This window comes from Paraburkholderia dipogonis (assembly GCF_042680985.1).
GTDB classification, from domain to species: domain Bacteria; phylum Pseudomonadota; class Gammaproteobacteria; order Burkholderiales; family Burkholderiaceae; genus Paraburkholderia; species Paraburkholderia phytofirmans.
Genome location: NZ_JBHUFR010000011.1, coordinates 306,750 through 326,657, shown reverse-complemented (window position 1 = coordinate 326,657; position 19,908 = coordinate 306,750). Strand labels below are relative to the sequence as shown.

The following is a 19,908-nucleotide window of genomic DNA, read 5'->3' as shown; positions in this document are numbered from 1 at the left end:
CATTGGAAATAATGCTTCAGGCCTCCGAATAAAATTCGCGCGAGCATAAGACAAAACCGCGCTTTTACATCTCATAAATTAATCTCAATTTAATATCATTGATTCTATTTATTTAGTTAACCATAATTAATTTTAATCGACTACGAGCAACGCCCATTAGTCGACCAGATCGATCAACTACAACATGGAGCAAGCTTTGAACACTGGAAAATCGAAGAAAACATCCGACAGCATCGCTCATCTGGCTGCGGTCGTTTTACGGCGCGCGGGCGTCGCGCAACTGGAGAAAGAACTGGCGGGCTCGGCGCTGGCGCAACACCACACGTCGAAACAGACCAGCAAGGCGATCGGCAGTCTCGCCGCCAAAGTGCTAGCCGATCACACTTCATGTCACGAGGCGAAGGAATTGGCCGGTAGCGTGCTCTCGCAAGTGCGTCATCTGGAGGGGCCGGCGCCGGCGCGTTAAGCGCTCGGCCGGAAGCGGCGAAGCGGAGCGGCCGCGCTTCGCTGAGTCATGCCGCCGCGCGCTAAAAGGCAAAAAAAATGCGCTGCCGAAGCAGCGCATTTTCAACCTCGAGCGTCAGAACGACGCCGTGGCATCAAGCTCGACCCGCGCTCAGTTCGCGCGCGCAAGCAGCAGCGCATTGGTGCGCTTCACGAAGCTCGCCGGATCGTCCAGCGCGCCACCTTCGGCGAGCAATGCCTGATCGAACAGCAGATGGCACCAGTCGTCGAAGTTCGCGCTGTCCGCGTGCAGGCCCTTCACCAGTGCGTGCTCCGGATTCACTTCGAGAATCGGATGGAACGCCGGCGCCGTCTGGCCGGCGGCCTTGAGCATGCGCTGCAGATAGCCGCTCATTTCGCCGTCGTCGGCAACGAGGCAGGACGGCGAATCGGTCAGGCGGAACGTGAGACGCACGTCCTTGGCCTTGTCCTTCAGCGCTTCCTTCATCTTCTCGACAAGCGGCTTGAACTCTTCGCCGACCTTCTCTTGCGCCTGTTTTTCTTCGTCGTTCAACGCGCCCAGATCGAGATCGCCGCGCGCCACGCTTTGCAGCGGCTTGCCTTCGAATTCGTTCAGGAACGACAGGATCCACTCGTCCACGCGATCGGTCAGCAGCAGCACTTCCACGCCCTTCTTGCGGAACACTTCGAGGTGCGGGCTGTGGGTCGCCGCCTGCCAGGTGTCGGCGGTCACGTAGTAGATCTTGGTCTGCTCGGGCTTCATGCGCGCGACGTAGTCGGCCAGCGACACGGTTTGCTCGGCCGTCTCCGTATGCGTCGACGCAAAACGCACGAGCTTCGCGATCCGCTCGCGGTTGGCAAAGTCTTCGCCGATGCCTTCCTTCAGCACCTGGCCGAATTCCTTCCAGAAACCGGCGTACTTTTCCTTGTCGGCCTCGTTATCCGAGTTGGCCAGCTCTTCGAGCATGGACAGCGAACGCTTGGTCACGCCTTCGCGGATCGCCTTCACGTCGCGGCTTTCCTGCAGAATTTCGCGCGACACGTTCAGCGGCAAATCCGCCGAATCGACCACGCCCTTCACGAAGCGCAGATACGCAGGCAGCAGTTGCTCGGCGTCGTCCATGATGAACACGCGCTTCACGTACAGCTTCAGGCCGCCGCGATAATCGCGATTGAACATGTCGAACGGCGCGTGGGTCGGCACGTACAGCAACTGCGTGTACTCGCTGCGGCCTTCCACACGGTTATGCGTCCACGTGAGCGGATCCTGATGGTCGTGCGAGAGGTGCTGATAGAACTGCTTGTACTGCTCGTCGGTAATCTCGTTCTTCGAGCGCGTCCACAGCGCGCTGGCCTGATTGACGGTCTCGTCCTCGTCCTTCGTGACCATCTCGCTCTTTTCCGCGTCCCACTCTTCTTTCTGCATCAGGATCGGCAGCGCGACGTGGTCGGAGTACTTCTGGATGATCGACTTCAGACGGTGCGACGACAGCAGCTCATCTTCATCCGCACGCAGATGCAGCGTGATGGTCGTGCCGCGCGCGGCGCGCTCGATCTGCTCGACGGCGAAATCGCCTTCGCCCGCGCTTTCCCAGCGCACGCCTTCAGAGGCCGGCAGGCCGGCGCGGCGCGTCTCGACCGTGATCTTGTCCGCGACGATGAAGCCCGAATAAAAGCCCACGCCGAACTGGCCGATCAGCGCCGCATCTTTCTGCTGGTCGCCGGAGAGCTTGCCGAAGAATTCCTTGGTGCCCGAGCGGGCGATCGTGCCGAGGTTCGCGATCGCTTCGTCGCGGCTCATGCCGATGCCGTTGTCGTCGAGTGTGATGGTGCGCGCGGCCTTGTCGTACGACACGCGAATCCGCAAGTTCGGATCGTTTTCGTACAGCGCATTGTTTTCGATCGCTTCGAAGCGCAGCTTGTCGGCCGCGTCGGAGGCGTTCGAAATCAGCTCGCGCAGGAAAATTTCCTTGTTGCTGTACAGCGAATGAATCATCAGGTGCAGAAGCTGTTTCACTTCTGCCTGAAAGCTCATGGTTTCTTGTGCCATGGTCGGACTTCCTCTCTGTTGCGAATGGGGGTTCAAGGCGGGCGCGGCGTCGTGCGTTGCGGTTCGCCGGCGACGTCGGCTTGCCGTCGGCGTGCCGCTGGGCCGAAGCGTCTGACGCCGGATGCGTAGCCCGCCGGATTGTCCGCCTAATTGGGGGCAAGCCGGCGCGGTTTCAAGAGGCGCGGCGCGCCACGCTGTCGAGATAACGGCACAAAAAGGTGGCCAGTTCCGGATCGCCGCAATTGGAAATATTGAAGCGCATCCAGGTGGTCGACGATTGCTGCGGAGAAAACAGGCTGCCGGGCGTCAGCAGAAAGCCGGCTTCGTGGCCGGCGGCCGCGAGCGCGTCGGCGTCGACGCCCGTGTCGGCCCACAAAAACATGCCGGCCATGGGTGTCAGGAACAGCTTCAGGCCGGTCTTCTCCAGCATCCGCGCGGACTTCTCGCGCACGCCGTCGAGCCGCACGCGCAGCCGTTCGACATGCCGCCGGTAGTGGCCTTCGGTCAGAATCTTGTACAGCACACGCTCGTTCAGTTCCGGACTTGTCATGCCAACCAGCATTTTCTGGTCGCTGACCGCCCTCGCCACTTCGGGCGCGCAGGCAATGAAACCCACGCGCAGATTCGGCGCGAGCGTCTTCGAAAAACTGCCGAGATAGATCACGCGTTTCAACTGGTCGAGACTCGCGAGGCGCGTGCCCGGATAGCTCGGCGGACACAGATCGCCGTAAATATCATCCTCGACGACGATGAAATCGTACGCTTCGGCCAGGCGCAGAATACGGAACGCCTGGGCCGCCGTGAGCGACGTGCCGGTGGGGTTCTGCAGCACCGAATTGATCACCAGCATTTTCGGCCGCCACGTCTGCACGAGCGACTCGAGCGCGTCGAGATCCGGGCCGTCCGGCGTGTACGGCATGCCGACGAGCCGCGCGCCCTGCGACGCGAAACGCCCGAACATCTGAAACCACGCCGGATCGCCGACGATCACCGCATCGCCCGGCTTGACATAGATGCGCGAGATCAGGTCGATGGCCTGCGTGATGCCGGACACCATCACGATCTGATCCGGCGACGCACCGATCTCCAGTTCTTCGAGCCGCGTCTGCAATTGCTGACGCAGCGGCAGAAAACCCTGCGGCGTGCCGATGCCGAGCATCTGCGCGCCGCTTTGCCGGCCGAGCGTGCGCAGCGCATTGGTGATCAGGTCGCCGTCGAGCCAGCGCGCCGGCAGATAACCGAGCCCAGGACTGCGCTCGGGACGCGCGCCGGTGTGCAGCATATTGCGCAGCAGCCAGACCACATCGATCGTGGCAGGCGCCGGCGCCGCCGCGGTGAGCGGATGAATCTCGGCGCTAGCACTGGCCGCGCCGCCCAGCCGTTCGCGCACATAGAACCCGGAGCCGCGCCGCGACTCCAGAAAACCCTGCGCCACCAGCCGTTCGTACGCCTCGACCACCGTGAAGCGCGACACGCCCTTGTCGAGCGCCAGCTTGCGGATCGACGGCATGCGCATGCCGGGGCGGAACACACGCTCCTCGATACGGCGGCGCGCCCACTGGACGAGCTGCTCGACCAGCGTTAGCGAAGCGGTGTCATGCGGGGTGGGAATCTGGGCAAGCGGGACGGACATGGCGGGCTCCAACTGTACCGAACAGTATCGAATTGATTGTACCGTTACTGTGCCGGTCGGCGTCGCTACATTCGAGAGAAGTAACGGATGGGATGGCGGCACGGCGACTCTCAGCACGCCCCACGCGCTCTCCGGCAAAACCCTGCCGAACACCATCCGGATGGCCCGCCGATCCGGCAAACGGTTATGCTTACGGCCCCGGCAGCGTTCCCGCGACACCCGGCCCGTCCCCGGTTCACCGCAGAAAACCCGCAGAAAACCGTTCATCGCTCCGTCATGACTGCTCATCCGCTCCGCCTCGATCACCTCGTGATTTCCGCCCGCACCCTCGACGAGGGCACGCAGTACGTCGCCGATACGCTCGGCGTCGCACCGGCCGGCGGCGGCGCGCATGCGCTGATGCGCACGCATAACCGCCTGCTGAACCTGTGGGGCGGCGTGTATCTGGAAGTGATTGCGGTCGATCCGCAAGCCGCAGCCGTTGACAACGCGCCGGCCGACGGCAGCGCGCCGCGCCCCCGCCTGTTCGCGCTCGACGACCCGGCAACACACGCGCGGCTCGAAAACGGGCCGTATCTGTCGCACTGGGTCGCCCGGGTCGAGCGGCCGAAACACCTGCCGACATGGCAGGCGCAATATCCGCAGCGCATTCCCCCAGTCGTGCCGATGACGCGCGGCGATTTCACGTGGGGCCTGACCGTGCCGGACGACGGCGCGTTCCCCGCCTGGCAAGGCATCGGCGACGGCGTGCTGCCCTCGCTGATTCAGTGGGACACGACGAAGCATCCGTCCACATCCTTGCCGGAAACGGAGGTTTCGCTGAAAGCCTTGAAAGGCGCGCACCCGCAAGCCGACACGGTCGCGGCGCAACTGCGCTGGCTCGGCGCGGCGCATCTGATCGAGTTGCAGCCCACCGAAGGCGCGCCGGCGCTCGTCGCCGAGTTCGAAACACCCAACGGTCTACGGACCCTTAAATAAGCAGCGCGCGCGGGTCGCCGACTCGCGCGATAATCGAAGTTTTGACCGGTTCCAGTACTAGCAGAGGAGACCATGGACCAAAGCGACCTGAAAGCCCCCACGTGGCAATTGTCCGAACGCGCACGCAAGCTCACTAGCTCGGCGATTCGCGAGATTCTGAAGGTCACGGAGCGGCCCGAAGTCATTTCGTTCGCGGGTGGCTTGCCCTCGCCGGCTACGTTCCCGGCCGAACGCATGCGCGCCGCGTCGGACCGCATTCTGCGCGACGAGCCCGCTGCGGCGCTGCAATACAGCGCAACCGAAGGTTTCCTGCCGCTGCGTGAATGGGTCGCGAAGCGCTATTCGGTGAACGGCGCGCAGATCCGTCCGACTCAGGTGCTGATCACCACCGGCTCGCAACAGGCGCTCGACCTACTCGGCAAGGTGCTGGTGTGCCCGGACAGCCCGGTGCTGGTCGAAACGCCGACCTACCTCGGCGCGCTGCAATCGTTCTCGATGTACGAGCCGCGTTACGTGCAAGTGCCGACCGACGAACACGGCCTCGTCCCCGAAGGCCTCACGCCCGAGCTGACGGCCGGCGCCCGCCTCTTGTACGCGCAGCCGAATTTCCAGAATCCGACGGGCCGCCGCTTGCCGATCGAACGCCGCCGCGCGCTCGCCGCGTTCGCGAAGACCGCGCCGTTCCCGGTGATCGAAGACGACCCGTACGGCGCGCTCGACTACGCCGGCGAACCGTTGCCCACCATGCTGTCGATGGCGCCGGACCACATCGTCCATCTCGGTTCGTTCTCGAAGGTGCTGGCGCCGGGCCTGCGGGTCGGCTACATCATCGCGCCCGAAGAGTTGATTTTCAAACTCGTGCAGGCCAAGCAAGCGACCGATCTGCACACGCCGAGCTTCACGCAGCGCATCGTGTACGAAGTGATCAAGGACGGCTTCCTCGACACGCATGTGCCGACCATCCGCGAACTGTATCGCGATCAATGCGCGGCCATGCTGGCTTCGCTCGAACGTTACATGCCCGAAGGCGTAAGCTGGAATCGCCCGGAAGGCGGCATGTTCGTGTGGGTGAATCTGCCCGCGCAGATCGACACCATGAAGCTGCTGGAAGAAGCGGTTGCGCAGAACGTCGCGTTCGTGCCGGGCGGTCCGTTCTTCGCGAACGAAGCGCAACACAACACGCTGCGGCTGTCGTTCGTGACGGTGCCGCCGGCCAGGATCGACGAAGGCGTGTCGCGTCTCGGCGCTCTGATCCGCGCGAAGATCTGAAGTCTGCCGCGCGCTGATTGTGTGTTTCATGCGCGCGGTCTGCATGATTTCGCCCGACCGCATCCACCGAATTCCACTACTGATCAAGGACACACCATGGCTCAAACGAATGTCTACGACAAGCTCAAGGAAATGGGCATCGAACTGCCGACCGCCGGCGCGCCGGCTGCCGCGTATGTGATGAGCGCACAAAGCGGCAACACGGTGTATCTCTCCGGACACATCGCCAAGAAGGACGGCAAGGTGTGGAGCGGCAAGCTCGGCGCCACCCTCACCACCGAGGAAGGCAAAGCCGCCGCACGCTCGATCGCCATCGACCTGCTCGCCACGCTGCACGCGCATGTGGGCGATCTGAACCGCGTTACGCGCATCGTCAAGCTGATGAGTCTCGTCAATTCGACGCTCGAGTTCACCGAACAGCATCTGGTCACCAACGGCGCGTCCGAACTGGTCGCCGACGTGTTCGGCGAACGCGGCAAGCATGCGCGCTCGGCATTCGGCGTCGCGCAGATTCCGCTCGGCGCGTGCGTCGAGATCGAGATGATCGCCGAAGTCGAGTAACGCAATAGAGCAGTAACGCAGTCGAAGCCGCCGGTTCGTCCGGCGCAGCGAGACAGGAACGCGTCGCGAGGTGTCAGCCACCCGCGGCGCGTTTTGCATTTGTGCAAAGGTAGATCGTTACGTCGTCAACGGATAGAATCCGCCAACCCTATCCATTCGTTTGATTCGCTGGACCGCGCCCGATGCCCGCCCACACTGTCCGTTTCAAACAAGTCGACGTATTCACGGCGGTGCCGTTCAAAGGCAATCCGCTTGCCGTCGTGTTCGATGCCGACGCACTCGATGCGACACAGATGCAGGCCATCGCTCACTGGACCAACCTGTCCGAAACGACGTTCCTGTTGAAGCCGACCGACCCGGCCGCCGACTACCGCGTGCGCATCTTCAGCACGCATGGCGAAATGCCGTTCGCGGGTCATCCAACGCTCGGCACGGCACACGCGTTGCTCGAAAGCGGTTATCAGCCGAAGCAGGCCGGCAAGCTCGTGCAGCAATGCGGCGTCGGACTCGAGGCGCTGCCGGGAGCGGACGGCGCGTGGGCCTTCGCCGCGCCGCCCGCGCGCGTCACGCCGCTTGCCGAGGATCGCTACGCGGCACTCTCTTCGGCTTTGCGTAGCGACGCGATCGATTTCAGCACGACGCCCTGCGCGGTCGACAATGGTGCGCCGTGGCTCGTGGTGCGCGTCAACTCCGCGCGTGAATGCCTCGCGTTAGCACCCGACGACGCCGCGCTCGCCGACCTCGTGCATTCGGTGGGCACGCACGGCCTCGCTGTTTACGGTCCGCACGAGGCCGGTGGCCCGGCCACCTTCGAGGTGCGCTGCCTGATGGCCGGCGGCAATTTCGGCGTCGGTGAAGATCCGGTCACGGGCAGCGCCAATGCCGCGCTTGCAGGCCTTCTGAGCGCCCAGCAATTGCGCCCGGGCACGCACTATTCAGCCCGTCAAGGCACCGCGCTGGGCCGAGCCGGCCGCGTCTGCGTGCACTACGACGACGCACGCGGCAAGACATGGATTGGCGGTGCGTCGGTGACGATTGTCGACGGCACCTTCCGCTTGCCCTGACCGGCACGCCCCTTGCCTCGCTCATGCGTCGGGCTCGCAATCGGGAGTGGCATAGGGTTCGCCCTGTCTGGCCGCGCCTGACCACAAAACGCCGCATCGTTTGCACTATTAAATGCGCCTTGCATCGGAAGAGGCCTGCTAAAGGCCTGGCACACCTGAATGCTGGCGCGCCTCGCCGCCGATTCCCGATGAAATACCCGACTATGACCGCGATGCGGCGGCCTCAAGCGCGGCTGCACAGGATGCCAAATTCATCGCAACGGGCATCTTGCCGCGCCCTCGTATACCCGATGTCGGGCCTCTTCCTTAATCCAGTGGCATTAAGTAATATCAAGACGTACCCGATGACCTGCGGATGGTCAGGCACGGCGCCACGCTTATTTCTTCTGCGCAGCAGTTCCGGCACCTTGGTCACCATGCAGCCACTCATGAAATCAGCGCAGTCGACGCTCGCTCGTTTGCAACCGGCCGGCACACAGGCACGGGCCGCCCGATGAGTCAATCCCGCTTCTCCGATCAGCGCGATGCCAAACCCCGCCGCGACCCCGCAGTGTCGCGCCGGCGCGCGTTGCTCGCCATTCCCGCGCTAGGCGTATTGGTCCTGATCCTGCTTTGGACAGTGATCTTCGCGCGCCTGTCGGTCGAGAAAGAAGCGACCTACCGCGAGGCCATGGCCTCTGCTGCAATTCTTTCCGCGGCGCTGGAGCAGCACACCGTCAAGGCGATTCACCAGGTCGATCAGATCACCCGCTTCGTCAAATTCGAGTTCGAGAAAACGCCGAGTCATTTCGATCTTGCGAGCACGGTGGAAAAAGGCGTCGTGCAAAGCGAGACACTGGTGCAGGTGTCCTTGATCGACGAACACGGCACCTTGGTCGCCAACACGGCCGAACTCAACCCCAAGCGTATCGATCTGTCCGACCGCGAACACTTCAAGGTCCACGAACACGAGAACGACGATCAGTTGTATATCAGCAAGCCCGTGCTCGGCCGCGTGTCCGGCCACTGGACCTTGCAGATGACGCGGCGTCTGAATCATCCGGACGGCTCGTTCGCGGGCGTCGTGGTGGTCTCCGAAGATCCCAGCTACTTCACTACCGACTTCTACAACAACGCGGCGATCGGCCGCGAAGGCGTGATCGCGGTGATCTCGGACAACGGCACCGTGCTCGCGCGGCGCACCGGCAGCACCGAGACCGCCAACGGCGTGTTCTCGGCAAGCGGTTCGTATCCGACCTCGGAGCACGTGTCGGGCACCTATGTCGATTCGATCGACAACGTCACGCGCATCGTGTCGTACCGGCATATCGACGGTTATCCGCTCGGCGTGCTGGTGGGTCTCTCGCAAGCCGAAGAATTCGCCGACTACAACCACACGCGCAACGTCTATCTGATGATGGCGGGTTTCATCTCGCTCGCCATGCTGAGTTTCTTCGCCGTGGCCACCGGCCTGATCGGCAAGCTGCTCGGCCGCGAGCGCGAGATGACGCACCTGGTCGAATACGATCTGCTCACCGGTTTGCGTAATCGCTACGCGACGCTGCAGACCCTGCGGCACGATGTGGCGCAGCAGACCAACCTCGGCCGCCTCGCGATTCTCTTTATCGACCTCGACAACTTCAAGACCGTCAACGACACGCTCGGCCACAACGCCGGCGACATCGTGCTGCAAATGACGGCCTCGCGGCTCGCCACCGCGGTCGGCGAAGGCGGCGCCCTGAGCCGCATCGGCGGCGACGAGTTCGTCGTCGTGATCAAGGGCGACGACGTCGAGAAGCGCGCCGTCGCGCTCGCCGAAGCCGCGGCCGAAGCGTTCGCCAAGCCGTTCGAAGTGCGCGGCAGTTCGTTCGTGCTGCATGCGAGCATCGGCATCGCGCTCTACTCGGTCGCCAACGAAAGCGAGATCGACCTGCTGAAAAAAGCCGACCTCGCCATGTACAGCGCGAAAGACGCAGGCAAGAACTGCTATCAGTTCTATTCGCCGCAGTTGTCGCATCGCGCGGATCATTTGATGAAGTGGGAACAGCAGTTGCGCGTGGCGCTCGCCGAAGGCCAACTGTTCCTCACCTATCAGCCGAAGATCGATCTGACGCGCCGCTGCATTACCGGCTTCGAGGCATTGGTGCGCTGGAATCATCCGCAGCACGGTTTGATTCCGGCCAACGAGTTCATTCCGGTTGCGGAATCGACCGGGTTGATCGTGCCGATCGGCGACTTCGTGATCGAGACCGCCTGCCGTCAACTCGCGCTGTGGCAGCAACAGGGCTACGACACGCTGTCGCTCGCGGTGAACATCTCGGCGGTGCAATTCTGGCGTGGCGACCTGTACGAAACGATCTCGCACGCCATCGAGGAAAGCGGCATCTCCGCGCGCCGCCTCGAACTCGAAATCACCGAAACGGCGATGATGGAGTACCCCGAACTGGTCTCCGAGAAGATCTTCGCGTTGAAGCGCCTCGGCGTGCGCATCGCGCTCGACGATTTCGGCACCGGCTATTCGTCGCTGTCCTATCTGAACCGCTTCTCGGTGGACACGTTGAAGGTGGACCGTTCGTTCATCCAGGCAATTCCGGGCGACCGCAGCGTCTGCGTGATGGTCACCGCGATCGTCAATCTGGCGCGTTCGCTCGGGCTCACGGTGGTGGTCGAAGGCACGGAGACCGAAGAGCAGATTGCATGGCTCGCCGCGCTCGGCCATATCGAGGCGCAGGGCTTTCTATTCTCGCGTCCCGTGCCGGTGGATGCGATTCCGGCGCTGCTGGAACGCTTCGGCGTGTGCGGTATGACGGGCCGCCGCATCGCTCACGAAGCCGACAGCACCAGCAGCGTATCCAGCACCAACACCTGAGCGCGGCGCCCGTTGCGGGTCGTTACCGGTCATCCCCCGCAGCGCCGCAAAACCGGCTACATTCTCGCTGTACCGCATCACAGCGCGACGCCGCCGGCCGGCCGCGCAGACCACTAAACGATGATCTCAAAGGACTAGCGCCCGCGTACCGGGCGCGTTTGGCGCCATGCAGACGATCACGAGCCAGGATGCTGCCAGACGAGGCGAACGGGAACCGCTATGGACGCTGTTCCGGGTCGTATTCGGCCTGTCTGCATTGTCATGGGGCGGCCTCGCGCTCATGGCGCAACTTGAGAACCATTATGTCGAGCGTGAAGGACGTCTCTCGCGCGTCGCTTTCTCCGATCTGATCGCGCTCGCCTGGATGGTGCCCGGCCCGGTAGGCTGCAACGTCGCCGTGCAACTCGGGCATGCGCTGCGCGGACGCGCCGGCGCCTGGGTCGCGGGCATTGCCAGCGTCTTGCCCTTCTTCATGCTGATGACGCTGTTCGCGATCTTCTACCGCACGCCGTTCGTTCGTGCCGCCGCCTCGCAAACCTTGCTCAATCACTTCAGCGTCGTGCTGGCCACGCTGATCGCGATCACCTGGTATAAACAGACGCGTGCGCTGGTGCGCGGCAAACTCGAATGGGTCGCGGCGGTGCTGGGTTGCATCGCGCTCTTCTATGCGCGCAGTCCGGCCGCTTATGTCGTCATGCTCGGGGCGGCCTTCGGCACCGGCTGGTTCGTGAGCCCGGTGCGCAATTCGCGCGTCATCGTTTCGTTCGCGCGCGGCGACTGGCAGATGCTGAGCGCTCTGTCCATCTTTCTCGCGTTGTTCGCGATGCCGTTGCCGCATCGCTATGAACTGGCGCTATTGTGGCCGCGGCTTGCGGGTGCCGGCATGACGTTGTTCGGCGGCGGCTTCTCGGCGCTGCCGGTGCTCAAGACGCTATTCGTTACGCCGGCGATCGGCGTCTCCGATAACGACTTCACGCTGGCGTTTTCGCTGTCGCCGCTGTCGCCCGGACCGCTGTTGAACGTGGTGCCGTTCTTCGGCTATCTGGTGGATGGCTGGGTGGGCGCGCTGATTGCCACGCTCGCGCTGTTCGTGCCGTCCGGATGCCTCGTCGTGCTGGCGCAGCGGCACCTGCATCAATTGAAGGCCAATCCGCGCTTCGAGCACGGCATGCGGATCCTGCGCGCCGTCACCACCGCGTTTCTCGCGGTGGCCGTGCTGCGCATTGCCGCGCATGTGCCGTTCAAACCGATTTATCTGTTGACCGCACTGTTCTCCGCCATGTGCTTCGCCAAGCTGAAGGTGCCGGTGTACGTGGTGTACGGGACGGTAGCCGTGGTGTGCGGGCTATGGCTCGCTTATGGCGCGCTGATCTAGACGAAGGCGAGGCTTCGCTCAATGATGACGAGCCTTCGAGAGTGCGCCGCGCGGCGCCATCACCACGCGGCTATCGGCTTTCAAACGGGCAATTGCAAAATTTCAGAAACCGCGCGAGAGCACCGCGACGCCAATCGTCACCACGCCGAGCACGATATTGATCAGCACCAGACGGCGGATCGTGCCGACGGCGCGCGCGCCGTCCGGCCATTTTTGGGCCTGCACCGCGCGTCGGATGCGCGGAAATACGGCAAAACGGATATGCCCGAAGATCAGCATCATCACGATGCCGAGGCCGGCCATGGCATGCAGCGGCCAGGTGGCATGGCCGCCGCCGAATTGCATCAGCAGGAAGCCGCCGGTGAGGAGAATCACCAGCACCGAGGCCGCGACCCAATTGAAGAAGCGGCCGAACACCGATTCCCACAACGGCAAGCGTAATTGCGGCGAGAGATCGGCAATGGCCGGGCGCAGACAGAAATGCGCGAACACCATCCCACCTACCCACACGGCAACGGCGAGCAAATGAAGAAAGAGCGCGAGTTCGATAGCCTTGTTCATGTTGTTTTCCTCTCCCGACGACACCACGCCGCTTATAACGAGTGCTATGAGCAAGCGGCTATTGAGCGCATTCGACCACGCGCTATGCGCGCAGTTCCATGACACCCGTGGCTTTCGCGCCGTTTTTGTAGTTGTTATCGCAGCATGTCCATCGTATTGGCCATGCTGCCCCCCGGTTTTGTACTCTCACTACGCACGGACCACGCACGGCAAGCGTCCCACATGCTAGCAGACGCTTGCCGCGTTCCAACGTCAAGCTTCGTTAAGTGGCCAGCACCGGACGCATGCCTTCGAGCTTCATCTTGCTCTCAGGCGCGCGGCCTTTGCGCGCCCGCTTGCCGATATGCGGCGCGAGCGCCGCGCCACTCACCTTCTCTTCATCGACACGGCCACCACGGCGCGTGCCGATCAACATGACACCCGCGTTGTTGATGGCGAGCGCCTGTACGAGAGTTTCCTTGTCGTCGAGACCCATCAGCGTGACGCCGCGACCGCCGCCCGAGAGTGTCTTCATCTCGTCGAGGCCGAACACCAGCAAACGTCCGCCCGAGGAAAGACACGCAATGTGCGTCGCGTCCGGCAGCATCGGCATTGGCGCGAGCGGCGCGGCGCCGGCATCGATCGTCATGAACGACTTGCCGGCCTTCACGCGGCTCACCATGTCGCCGACCTTCGCGACAAAGCCGAAGCCGTTGCTCGAAGCAAGCAGCAACGCCTGCTCCGCGGACGCCGCGTAGTAATGCATCAAATGGCTGCCCGACTCCAGTTCGATCAGCGACGTGACCGGCACGCCGTCACCGCGGCCGCCCGGCAGCATCGCCACCGCGACCGAATAGACACGTCCGTTGCTGCCCCACGCGACCAGCGTGTCCGGCGTGCGGCACTGGAACGCCGCATAGAGCCCATCGCCGGCCTTGAACGTGAAGCCCGCGACGTCGAGCCCGTGGCCCTTCAGCGCGCGCACCCAACCCTTTTGCGACACCACGACCGTGACCGGTTCGTCGACCACACGCGCTTCGAATGTCGCGCGCTTTTCCTGCTGGATCAGCGTGCGGCGTTCGTCGCCGTACTGCTTGGCGTCGCCTTCGATTTCCTTGATGAGCAGACGCTTCATCGCCGATTCGCTGCCGAGCAGTTCTTCCAGCTTGGCCTTCTCGTCTTTGAGTTCGGCCAGTTCCTTCTCGATCTTGATCTTCTCGAGCCGCGCCAACTGACGCAGCCGGATTTCAAGAATGTCTTCGGCCTGACGGTCGGACAAGCCGAACGCGGCCATCAACGCGACCTTCGGTTCGTCCGATTCGCGAATGATGCGGATGACTTCGTCGATATTCAAAAAGACGATCATCCGGCCTTCGAGAATATGAATCCGGTCGTCGACCTTGCTCAGACGATGGCGCGTGCGGCGCGTCACCGTGGCGAAGCGGAACGCGATCCACTCGTGCAGGATTTCGCTCAAGCCCTTCTGACGCGGCCGGCCGTCGCCGCCGACCATAACCATATTGAGCGACGCATTCGATTCGAGGCTCGTATGCGCGAGCAGTGTGTTGACGAAATCGGTTTGATCGATGCGGCTGGACTTCGGCTCGAACACGAGACGCACGGGCGCGTCGCGGCCCGATTCGTCGCGCACGGCATCGAGCAGCGCCAGCATGGTCTGCTTGGTTTGCAGTTGTTCGGGGGTGAGCGCTTTCTTGCCGAGCTTGATCTTCGGGTTGGTCTGTTCCTCGATTTCTTCCAACACCTTCTGCGCGGCCGTGTTCGGCGGCAATTCGGTGATCACCAGTTGCCACTGACCACGCGCGAGTTCCTCGATCTTCCAGCGCGCCCGCACCTTCAGGCTGCCTCGGCCGCTTTCGTATGCGGCGGAAATCTCGGCGTCGCTCGAAATGATCTGCGCGCCGCCCGGAAAATCCGGCCCGGCGATGTGCTGCATCAACTCCGCGTGTTCGATCTTCGGATTGCGGATCATCGCGACCGTCGCCGCCGCGACTTCGCGCAGATTGTGCGAGGGAATTTCCGTGGCCAAGCCGACCGCAATGCCCGATGCGCCGTTCAGCAACACGAACGGCAAGCGCGCGGGCAACAGTCTCGGCTCCTCGGAAGAGCCGTCGTAGTTCGGCATGAAATCGACCGTGCCCTGGTTGATTTCATCGAGCAGCAGTTTCGCGATCGGCGTGAGGCGCGCTTCCGTGTAGCGCATGGCCGCCGCGCCGTCGCCGTCGCGGGAACCGAAGTTGCCCTGGCCGTCGATCAGCGGATAGCGCATCGAGAAGTCTTGCGCGAGACGCACCAACGCGTCGTACGCGGACTGGTCGCCGTGCGGGTGATACTTACCGAGCACGTCGCCGACCACGCGCGCCGACTTGACCGGCTTCGCGTTGTCCGACAGACCCATGTCGTTCATCGCGAACAGGATGCGGCGCTGCACCGGCTTCTGGCCGTCGCACACATCCGGCAGCGCGCGGCCCTTGACCACGCTCACTGCATAGTCGAGGTACGCGCGTTCCGCGTAATTGCCGAGCGTAAGAAAGTCGCCTTCGGGGGGCGGCGGCTCGGTGAAAAGATCGAGAGTGTTATCGTCGTCCATCTAGATTCCGTATCCGTGTTTGGCGTGAAGTTTTCGTGCGAAGTCAGAGCGCGGGCAACAGTGCCCCAAAAAAAGCGCTCGCTTAGATATCCGCTTCCACTTCGTTGCCCTTTTCTTCCAGCCAGCTGCGGCGCGACGCCGCTTCGCCCTTGCCCATGAGCATCGTCATGCGCGCGACCGTGGCGTCGTAGTCGAGTGCACCGAGCGCCACCGGACTCAAGCGCCGCGTGTCGGGGTTCATGGTGGTGTCCCACAACTGTTCCGCGCTCATTTCGCCAAGGCCCTTGAAGCGGCTGATCGACCACTGCGTGTCGCGCACGCCGTCCTTGCGCAGCTTGTCGAGAATCGCTTCGAGTTCGCCTTCGTCGAGTGCATAAAGTTTTTGCGCCGGCTTCTTGCCACGCGCGGGCGCGTCGACCCGGAACAGCGGCGGACGCGCCACGCACACGTGTCCACGTTCGATCAATTGCGGGAAATGCTTGAAGAACAGCGTGAGCAGCAAAACCTGAATGTGCGAGCCGTCGACGTCCGCGTCCGACAGAATGCAGATCTTGCCGTAGCGCAGGTTCGACAGATCGACCTTGTCGTCCGGGCTATGCGGATCGACGCCGATCGCCACCGAGATGTCGTGCACCTCGTTGTTGGCGAACAGGCGGTCACGCTCGGTTTCCCACGTGTTCAGCACCTTGCCGCGCAGCGGCAGGATGGCCTGATATTCCTTGTCGCGGCCCATCTTCGCGGAGCCGCCCGCCGAGTCGCCCTCGACGAGAAACAGTTCGTTGCGGCCGATTTCCGTCGATTCGCAATCGGTCAGCTTGCCCGGCAACACCGCGACGCCCGAGCTCTTGCGCTTCTCGACCTTTTGCCCGGCGCGCGTGCGCGCCTGCGCCTGCTTGATGACGAGGTCGGCGAGTTTCTTGCCGAGCTCGACGTGCTGATTCAGCCACAATTCCAGCGCCGGCCGCGCGAACGACGACACCAGCTTGACCGCGTCGCGGCTATTCAGCCGTTCCTTGATCTGCCCTTGGAATTGCGGATCGAGCACCTTCGCCGACAGCACGAACGACACGCGCGCGAACACGTCTTCCGCGAGCAGCTTGACGCCCTTCGGCTGCAGATTGTGCAACTCGACGAAGCTCTTCACCGCTTGATACAGACCGTCGCGCAAGCCGGACTCATGCGTGCCGCCCGCGGGCGTCGGAATCAGGTTCACATACGACTCGCGCATGAGCGTGCCTTCCTCGCTCCACGCGACGACCCACGCGGCGCCCTCGCCTTCGGCGAAGGTCTCTTCGCTCGCGCGCGAGTTTTCGACGTAGCGCTCGCCCTCGAACAGCGGAATCAGCAGATCGCTGCCGTTCATGCCTTCGAGCAGATAACCGCGCAGACCGTCTTCGTATTTCCAGGTTTGCTGTTCGCCGGTTTTCTCATTGACCAGCGTGACTTCGACGCCCGGCAGCAAGACAGCTTTCGAGCGCAGCAGGCGTTGCAGTTCGCCGAGCGGCAGGTTCGGCGAATCGAAGTATTTCGGATTGGCCCACGCGGTGACGCGCGTGCCGGATTTCTTGTCGCCCTTCGCGGCGGGCCGCACTTCGAGTTCCTTGGCGACGTCGCCATTGGCGAAACTCAGTTCGGCGATCTTGCCGTCGCGCCACACGGTGACGTCGAGGCGCGTGGACAGCGCGTTGGTGACAGACACACCGACGCCGTGCAAGCCGCCCGAGAACGTGTACGCGCCGCCTGCGGCTTTATCGAACTTGCCGCCCGCGTGCAGGCGCGTGAATACGATTTCCACGACCGGCACGCCTTCTTCCGGATGCAGACCGAAGGGAATGCCGCGGCCGTCGTCTTCGACGGAAACCGAATGGTCCGCATGCAGCGTCACGGTGATTTGCCGGCCGTAGCCGCCGAGGGCTTCGTCCGACGCGTTGTCGATGACTTCCTGAATGATGTGCAGCGGATTCTCGGTGCGGGTGTACATCCCGGGCCGTTGCTTGACCGGCTCCAGGCCCTTCAACACCTTGATCGACGCTTCGCTATACGCGGCGTTTGGCTTTTTCGTAGACATGGTTGACTCGGATGCGTCGGTTCATCGTTGTCCACAGGTCCTGTTCAAAGGTCTGTGGACAATGCGTTGAGTTTTCAAAAAAAGCGAAACGAAACAACGGGGTTAGGTGGGGTGCCCGCAGTGCGGGCAAGCTGTTTTGTCGCATGGCCTCCCGTTGGCGCGCTCGACGGCGGCTCGAAGCCTGCCCGCCAACCGGGCGAGGCGACGTCGACGCTGGTGCGAACGCCGGGGAAGCCTGTTCGCGGGGTATTTTACTGATTTCGACCCGGGCGGCAATTCACGACGCGCAGGATTGGCCGTCCGGATAAGGGACGGCGGTGGCGCAGCCGGTTCCGGCGCCACGCGCACGCCTCATTTGCGCCGGTTTTCCAGTTCGTCCCAGCGTTCCAGCGCGAGCAGCAGTTCTTCGTCGATCGCGGCATAGCGCTCTGTCAAACGCGTGCCTTCCTGCGCGTCTTTGGCAAACACCGAGCCGTCTTCGAGTTGCGCGCCGATCGTTTTCTGCTCGGCTTCGAGCGCGGCGATCTTTTCCGGCAGCGCCTCCAGTTCACGCTGCTCCTTGAACGACAGCTTCGCGGCGCGTTGCGTATTGCGACCCGCCGCGCTGTCTTTGGCCGCTGCGGTCTCTTTGCCCGCGTCCTTGCCGGCTTCTTTCTGCGCGTCCGCCGCCATTTGCTGCGAACGGTCGCGCTGGATCTGCCAATCGGTAAAGCCGCCGACATACTCGCGCCACTTGCCGCCGCCTTCGGACGCGATCACCGAGGTCGCGACGTTGTCGAGGAACGCGCGATCGTGGCTGACCAGCAGCACCGTACCGTCGTATTCCGTGAGCAGTTCTTCGAGCAGTTCGAGCGTGGGGATGTCGAGGTCGTTGGTCGGCTCGTCGAGCACCAGTACATTGGCCGGACGCGCGAACAGACGCGCCAGCAGCAGGCGGTTACGCTCGCCGCCCGAGAGCGACTTGACCGGCGAACGCGCGCGTTCCGGCGCGAACAGGAAGTCGCCAAGGTAGCTCATGACGTGCTTCTTCTGGCCGTTGACTTCGACCCATTCGCTGCCGGGGCTGATGGTGTCGGCGAGACTCTTTTCCAGATCGAGCTGCGCGCGCATCTGGTCGAAATACGCGACCTGCAGATTCGTGCCGATGCGCACCGTGCCTTCGTCCGGCGCCAATTCGCCAAGGATCATCTTGAGCAGCGTGGTCTTGCCCGCGCCGTTCGGACCGACAAAGCCGATCTTGTCGCCGCGCATGACCGTGGCCGTGAAACTGTCGACCACCGTGCGGGCACCGTAACGCTTGGTCACGTCGGTCAGTTCGGCGACGATCTTGCCGGACTTTTCGCCCTGCCCGACGTCGAGCTTGACGTTGCCCAGCACGTTGCGGCGTTCCGCGCGCTCGTTGCGCATCTCCACGAGCCGCGCGATCCGGCCGACGCTGCGTGTGCGGCGCGCCTCGACGCCCTTGCGGATCCACACTTCTTCCTGCGCGAGCAGCTTGTCGAACTTGGCGGCTTCCACTTGCTCGATTTCGAGCTGCTGCGCCTTGCGCGTCTGATAAGCGCTGAAATTGCCCGGATACGAAAGCAAACGCCCGCGATCCAGTTCGACGATGCGCGTGGCGACGCGATCGAGAAACGCGCGATCGTGGGTAATGAAGAGCAGGCCCGCGCGCAGCGAGACCAGCAGGTCTTCGAGCCAGCGGATGCCGTCGAAATCGAGGTGATTGGTCGGCTCGTCGAGCAGCAGGACGTCGGGCTGCACGACCAGCGCGCGCGCCAGCGCGACGCGCTTTTGCATGCCGCCCGACAGCGAGCCCACGCGCGCCTCGCCGTTCAGGCCGATCTGTTGCAGCGTGGTAGCCACGCGCGTGCTCCAGTTCCAGGCGTCCGAATGGTCGAGCGACGATTGCAGCGTGTTCATGCGCGACATCAGCGCGTCGTGCTCCGCGCCTTCCGGCTCGTCGGCGAGCTGGTTGGCGACCGCGTCGTATTCGTCCAGCAGCGCGCGGGCGTGCGTGAGGCCGGCGGCGACCGCTTCGAACACCGTGTCGTCCGTGTCGAACTCCGGCTCCTGCGGCACGTAGACCGAAGTCAGGCCCTGCTGACGCGTGACGAGGCCGTCGTCAGGTTTGCTCAGATCGGCAACGATCTTCAGCAGCGACGACTTGCCCGCGCCGTTGCGGCCGATCAGGCCGACGCGTTCGCCCGCTTCGAGAGAGAAATCCGCGTGATCGAGCAACGCGACGTGACCGAACGCCAGTTGGGCCCCGGTAATGGTGTAAAGCGACATGGAGATTTGGAGAAGACAGCGATGAGTCGGAACTGCCCATTGTACCGGGCGCACGGGCGGGTGCCCGTATGCCGGAAGAGATAGATCGAATGGCCGGCTTGCGGGCCGCGAACAGGCCCGCTGCGCATGGTGAGGAAGCCAGAGCGCGTTGGCACGCGCC

Annotated in this window: 13 protein-coding genes; 7 read left to right on the top strand and 6 right to left on the bottom strand. The window is 63.3% G+C overall.

All coding sequences use genetic code 11. From position 1 onward, the window contains the following. The first annotated feature begins 184 nt into the window (after positions 1-184). Positions 185-466: a hypothetical protein gene (locus ACFSNN_RS16910; RefSeq protein WP_134456758.1), complete on the top strand. Its 282-nt coding sequence runs from the start codon at positions 185-187 to the stop codon at positions 464-466. Between the two features lie 150 nt (positions 467-616). Here the strand turns inward: ACFSNN_RS16910 and htpG are convergent, their stop codons facing one another. Next, the gene (gene htpG, locus ACFSNN_RS16905; RefSeq protein ID WP_134456759.1) at positions 617-2,515 is read right to left on the bottom strand and encodes a molecular chaperone HtpG; all 1,899 of its coding nucleotides are present in this window, start codon (positions 2,513-2,515) and stop codon (positions 617-619) included. 172 nt (positions 2,516-2,687) lie between these two features. Beyond that, positions 2,688-4,148, bottom strand: a complete 1,461-nt coding sequence (locus ACFSNN_RS16900) for an aminotransferase-like domain-containing protein (RefSeq protein WP_134456760.1) — start codon at positions 4,146-4,148, stop codon at positions 2,688-2,690. 276 nt (positions 4,149-4,424) lie between these two features. Here ACFSNN_RS16900 and ACFSNN_RS16895 point away from each other — a divergent pair, with 276 nt between their 5' ends. The 6 genes from ACFSNN_RS16895 to ACFSNN_RS16870 all read left to right on the top strand — a co-directional run bounded on the left by ACFSNN_RS16895 (position 4,425) and on the right by ACFSNN_RS16870 (position 12,243). Then, positions 4,425-5,126 carry a VOC family protein gene (locus ACFSNN_RS16895; protein ID WP_134456761.1) on the top strand — a complete coding sequence of 234 codons (702 nt, stop codon included), beginning with the start codon at positions 4,425-4,427 and terminating at the stop codon, positions 5,124-5,126. A 72-nt stretch (positions 5,127-5,198) separates the two neighbouring features. After that, positions 5,199-6,395, top strand: a complete 1,197-nt coding sequence (locus tag ACFSNN_RS16890; protein WP_134456762.1) for an aminotransferase-like domain-containing protein — start codon at positions 5,199-5,201, stop codon at positions 6,393-6,395. Positions 6,396-6,491: 96 nt separating this feature from the next. Beyond that, positions 6,492-6,956 carry a RidA family protein gene (locus ACFSNN_RS16885; RefSeq protein ID WP_134456763.1) on the top strand — a complete coding sequence of 155 codons (465 nt, stop codon included), beginning with the start codon at positions 6,492-6,494 and terminating at the stop codon, positions 6,954-6,956. A gap of 182 nt (positions 6,957-7,138) precedes the next feature. Beyond that, positions 7,139-8,020 (top strand): PhzF family phenazine biosynthesis protein, encoded by an 882-nt coding sequence (locus ACFSNN_RS16880; protein ID WP_134456764.1) that lies wholly within the window; start codon positions 7,139-7,141, stop codon positions 8,018-8,020. A 493-nt stretch (positions 8,021-8,513) separates the two neighbouring features. Continuing rightward, complete coding sequence (locus ACFSNN_RS16875; RefSeq protein ID WP_134456765.1) at positions 8,514-10,868, top strand: bifunctional diguanylate cyclase/phosphodiesterase; 2,355 nt, start codon at positions 8,514-8,516, stop codon at positions 10,866-10,868. Between the two features lie 166 nt (positions 10,869-11,034). Next, positions 11,035-12,243, top strand: a complete 1,209-nt coding sequence (locus ACFSNN_RS16870) for a chromate transporter (RefSeq protein WP_134456766.1) — start codon at positions 11,035-11,037, stop codon at positions 12,241-12,243. A 102-nt stretch (positions 12,244-12,345) separates the two neighbouring features. On the opposite strand, the gene ACFSNN_RS16865 is transcribed toward ACFSNN_RS16870, so the two are convergent. From ACFSNN_RS16865 to ACFSNN_RS16850, 4 genes are all read right to left on the bottom strand, one after another. Next, positions 12,346-12,804 carry a CopD family protein gene (locus ACFSNN_RS16865; protein ID WP_012432243.1) on the bottom strand — a complete coding sequence of 153 codons (459 nt, stop codon included), beginning with the start codon at positions 12,802-12,804 and terminating at the stop codon, positions 12,346-12,348. 262 nt (positions 12,805-13,066) lie between these two features. After that, the gene (parC, locus tag ACFSNN_RS16860; protein WP_134456767.1) at positions 13,067-15,391 is read right to left on the bottom strand and encodes a DNA topoisomerase IV subunit A; all 2,325 of its coding nucleotides are present in this window, start codon (positions 15,389-15,391) and stop codon (positions 13,067-13,069) included. A gap of 82 nt (positions 15,392-15,473) precedes the next feature. Further along, the gene (locus ACFSNN_RS16855; protein WP_134456768.1) at positions 15,474-17,459 is read right to left on the bottom strand and encodes a DNA topoisomerase IV subunit B; all 1,986 of its coding nucleotides are present in this window, start codon (positions 17,457-17,459) and stop codon (positions 15,474-15,476) included. Between the two features lie 351 nt (positions 17,460-17,810). Further along, a complete protein-coding gene (locus ACFSNN_RS16850; RefSeq protein WP_134456769.1) occupies positions 17,811-19,748 on the bottom strand; it encodes an ATP-binding cassette domain-containing protein in 1,938 nt (645 codons plus the stop codon). Between the last annotated feature and the right edge of the window lie 160 nt (positions 19,749-19,908).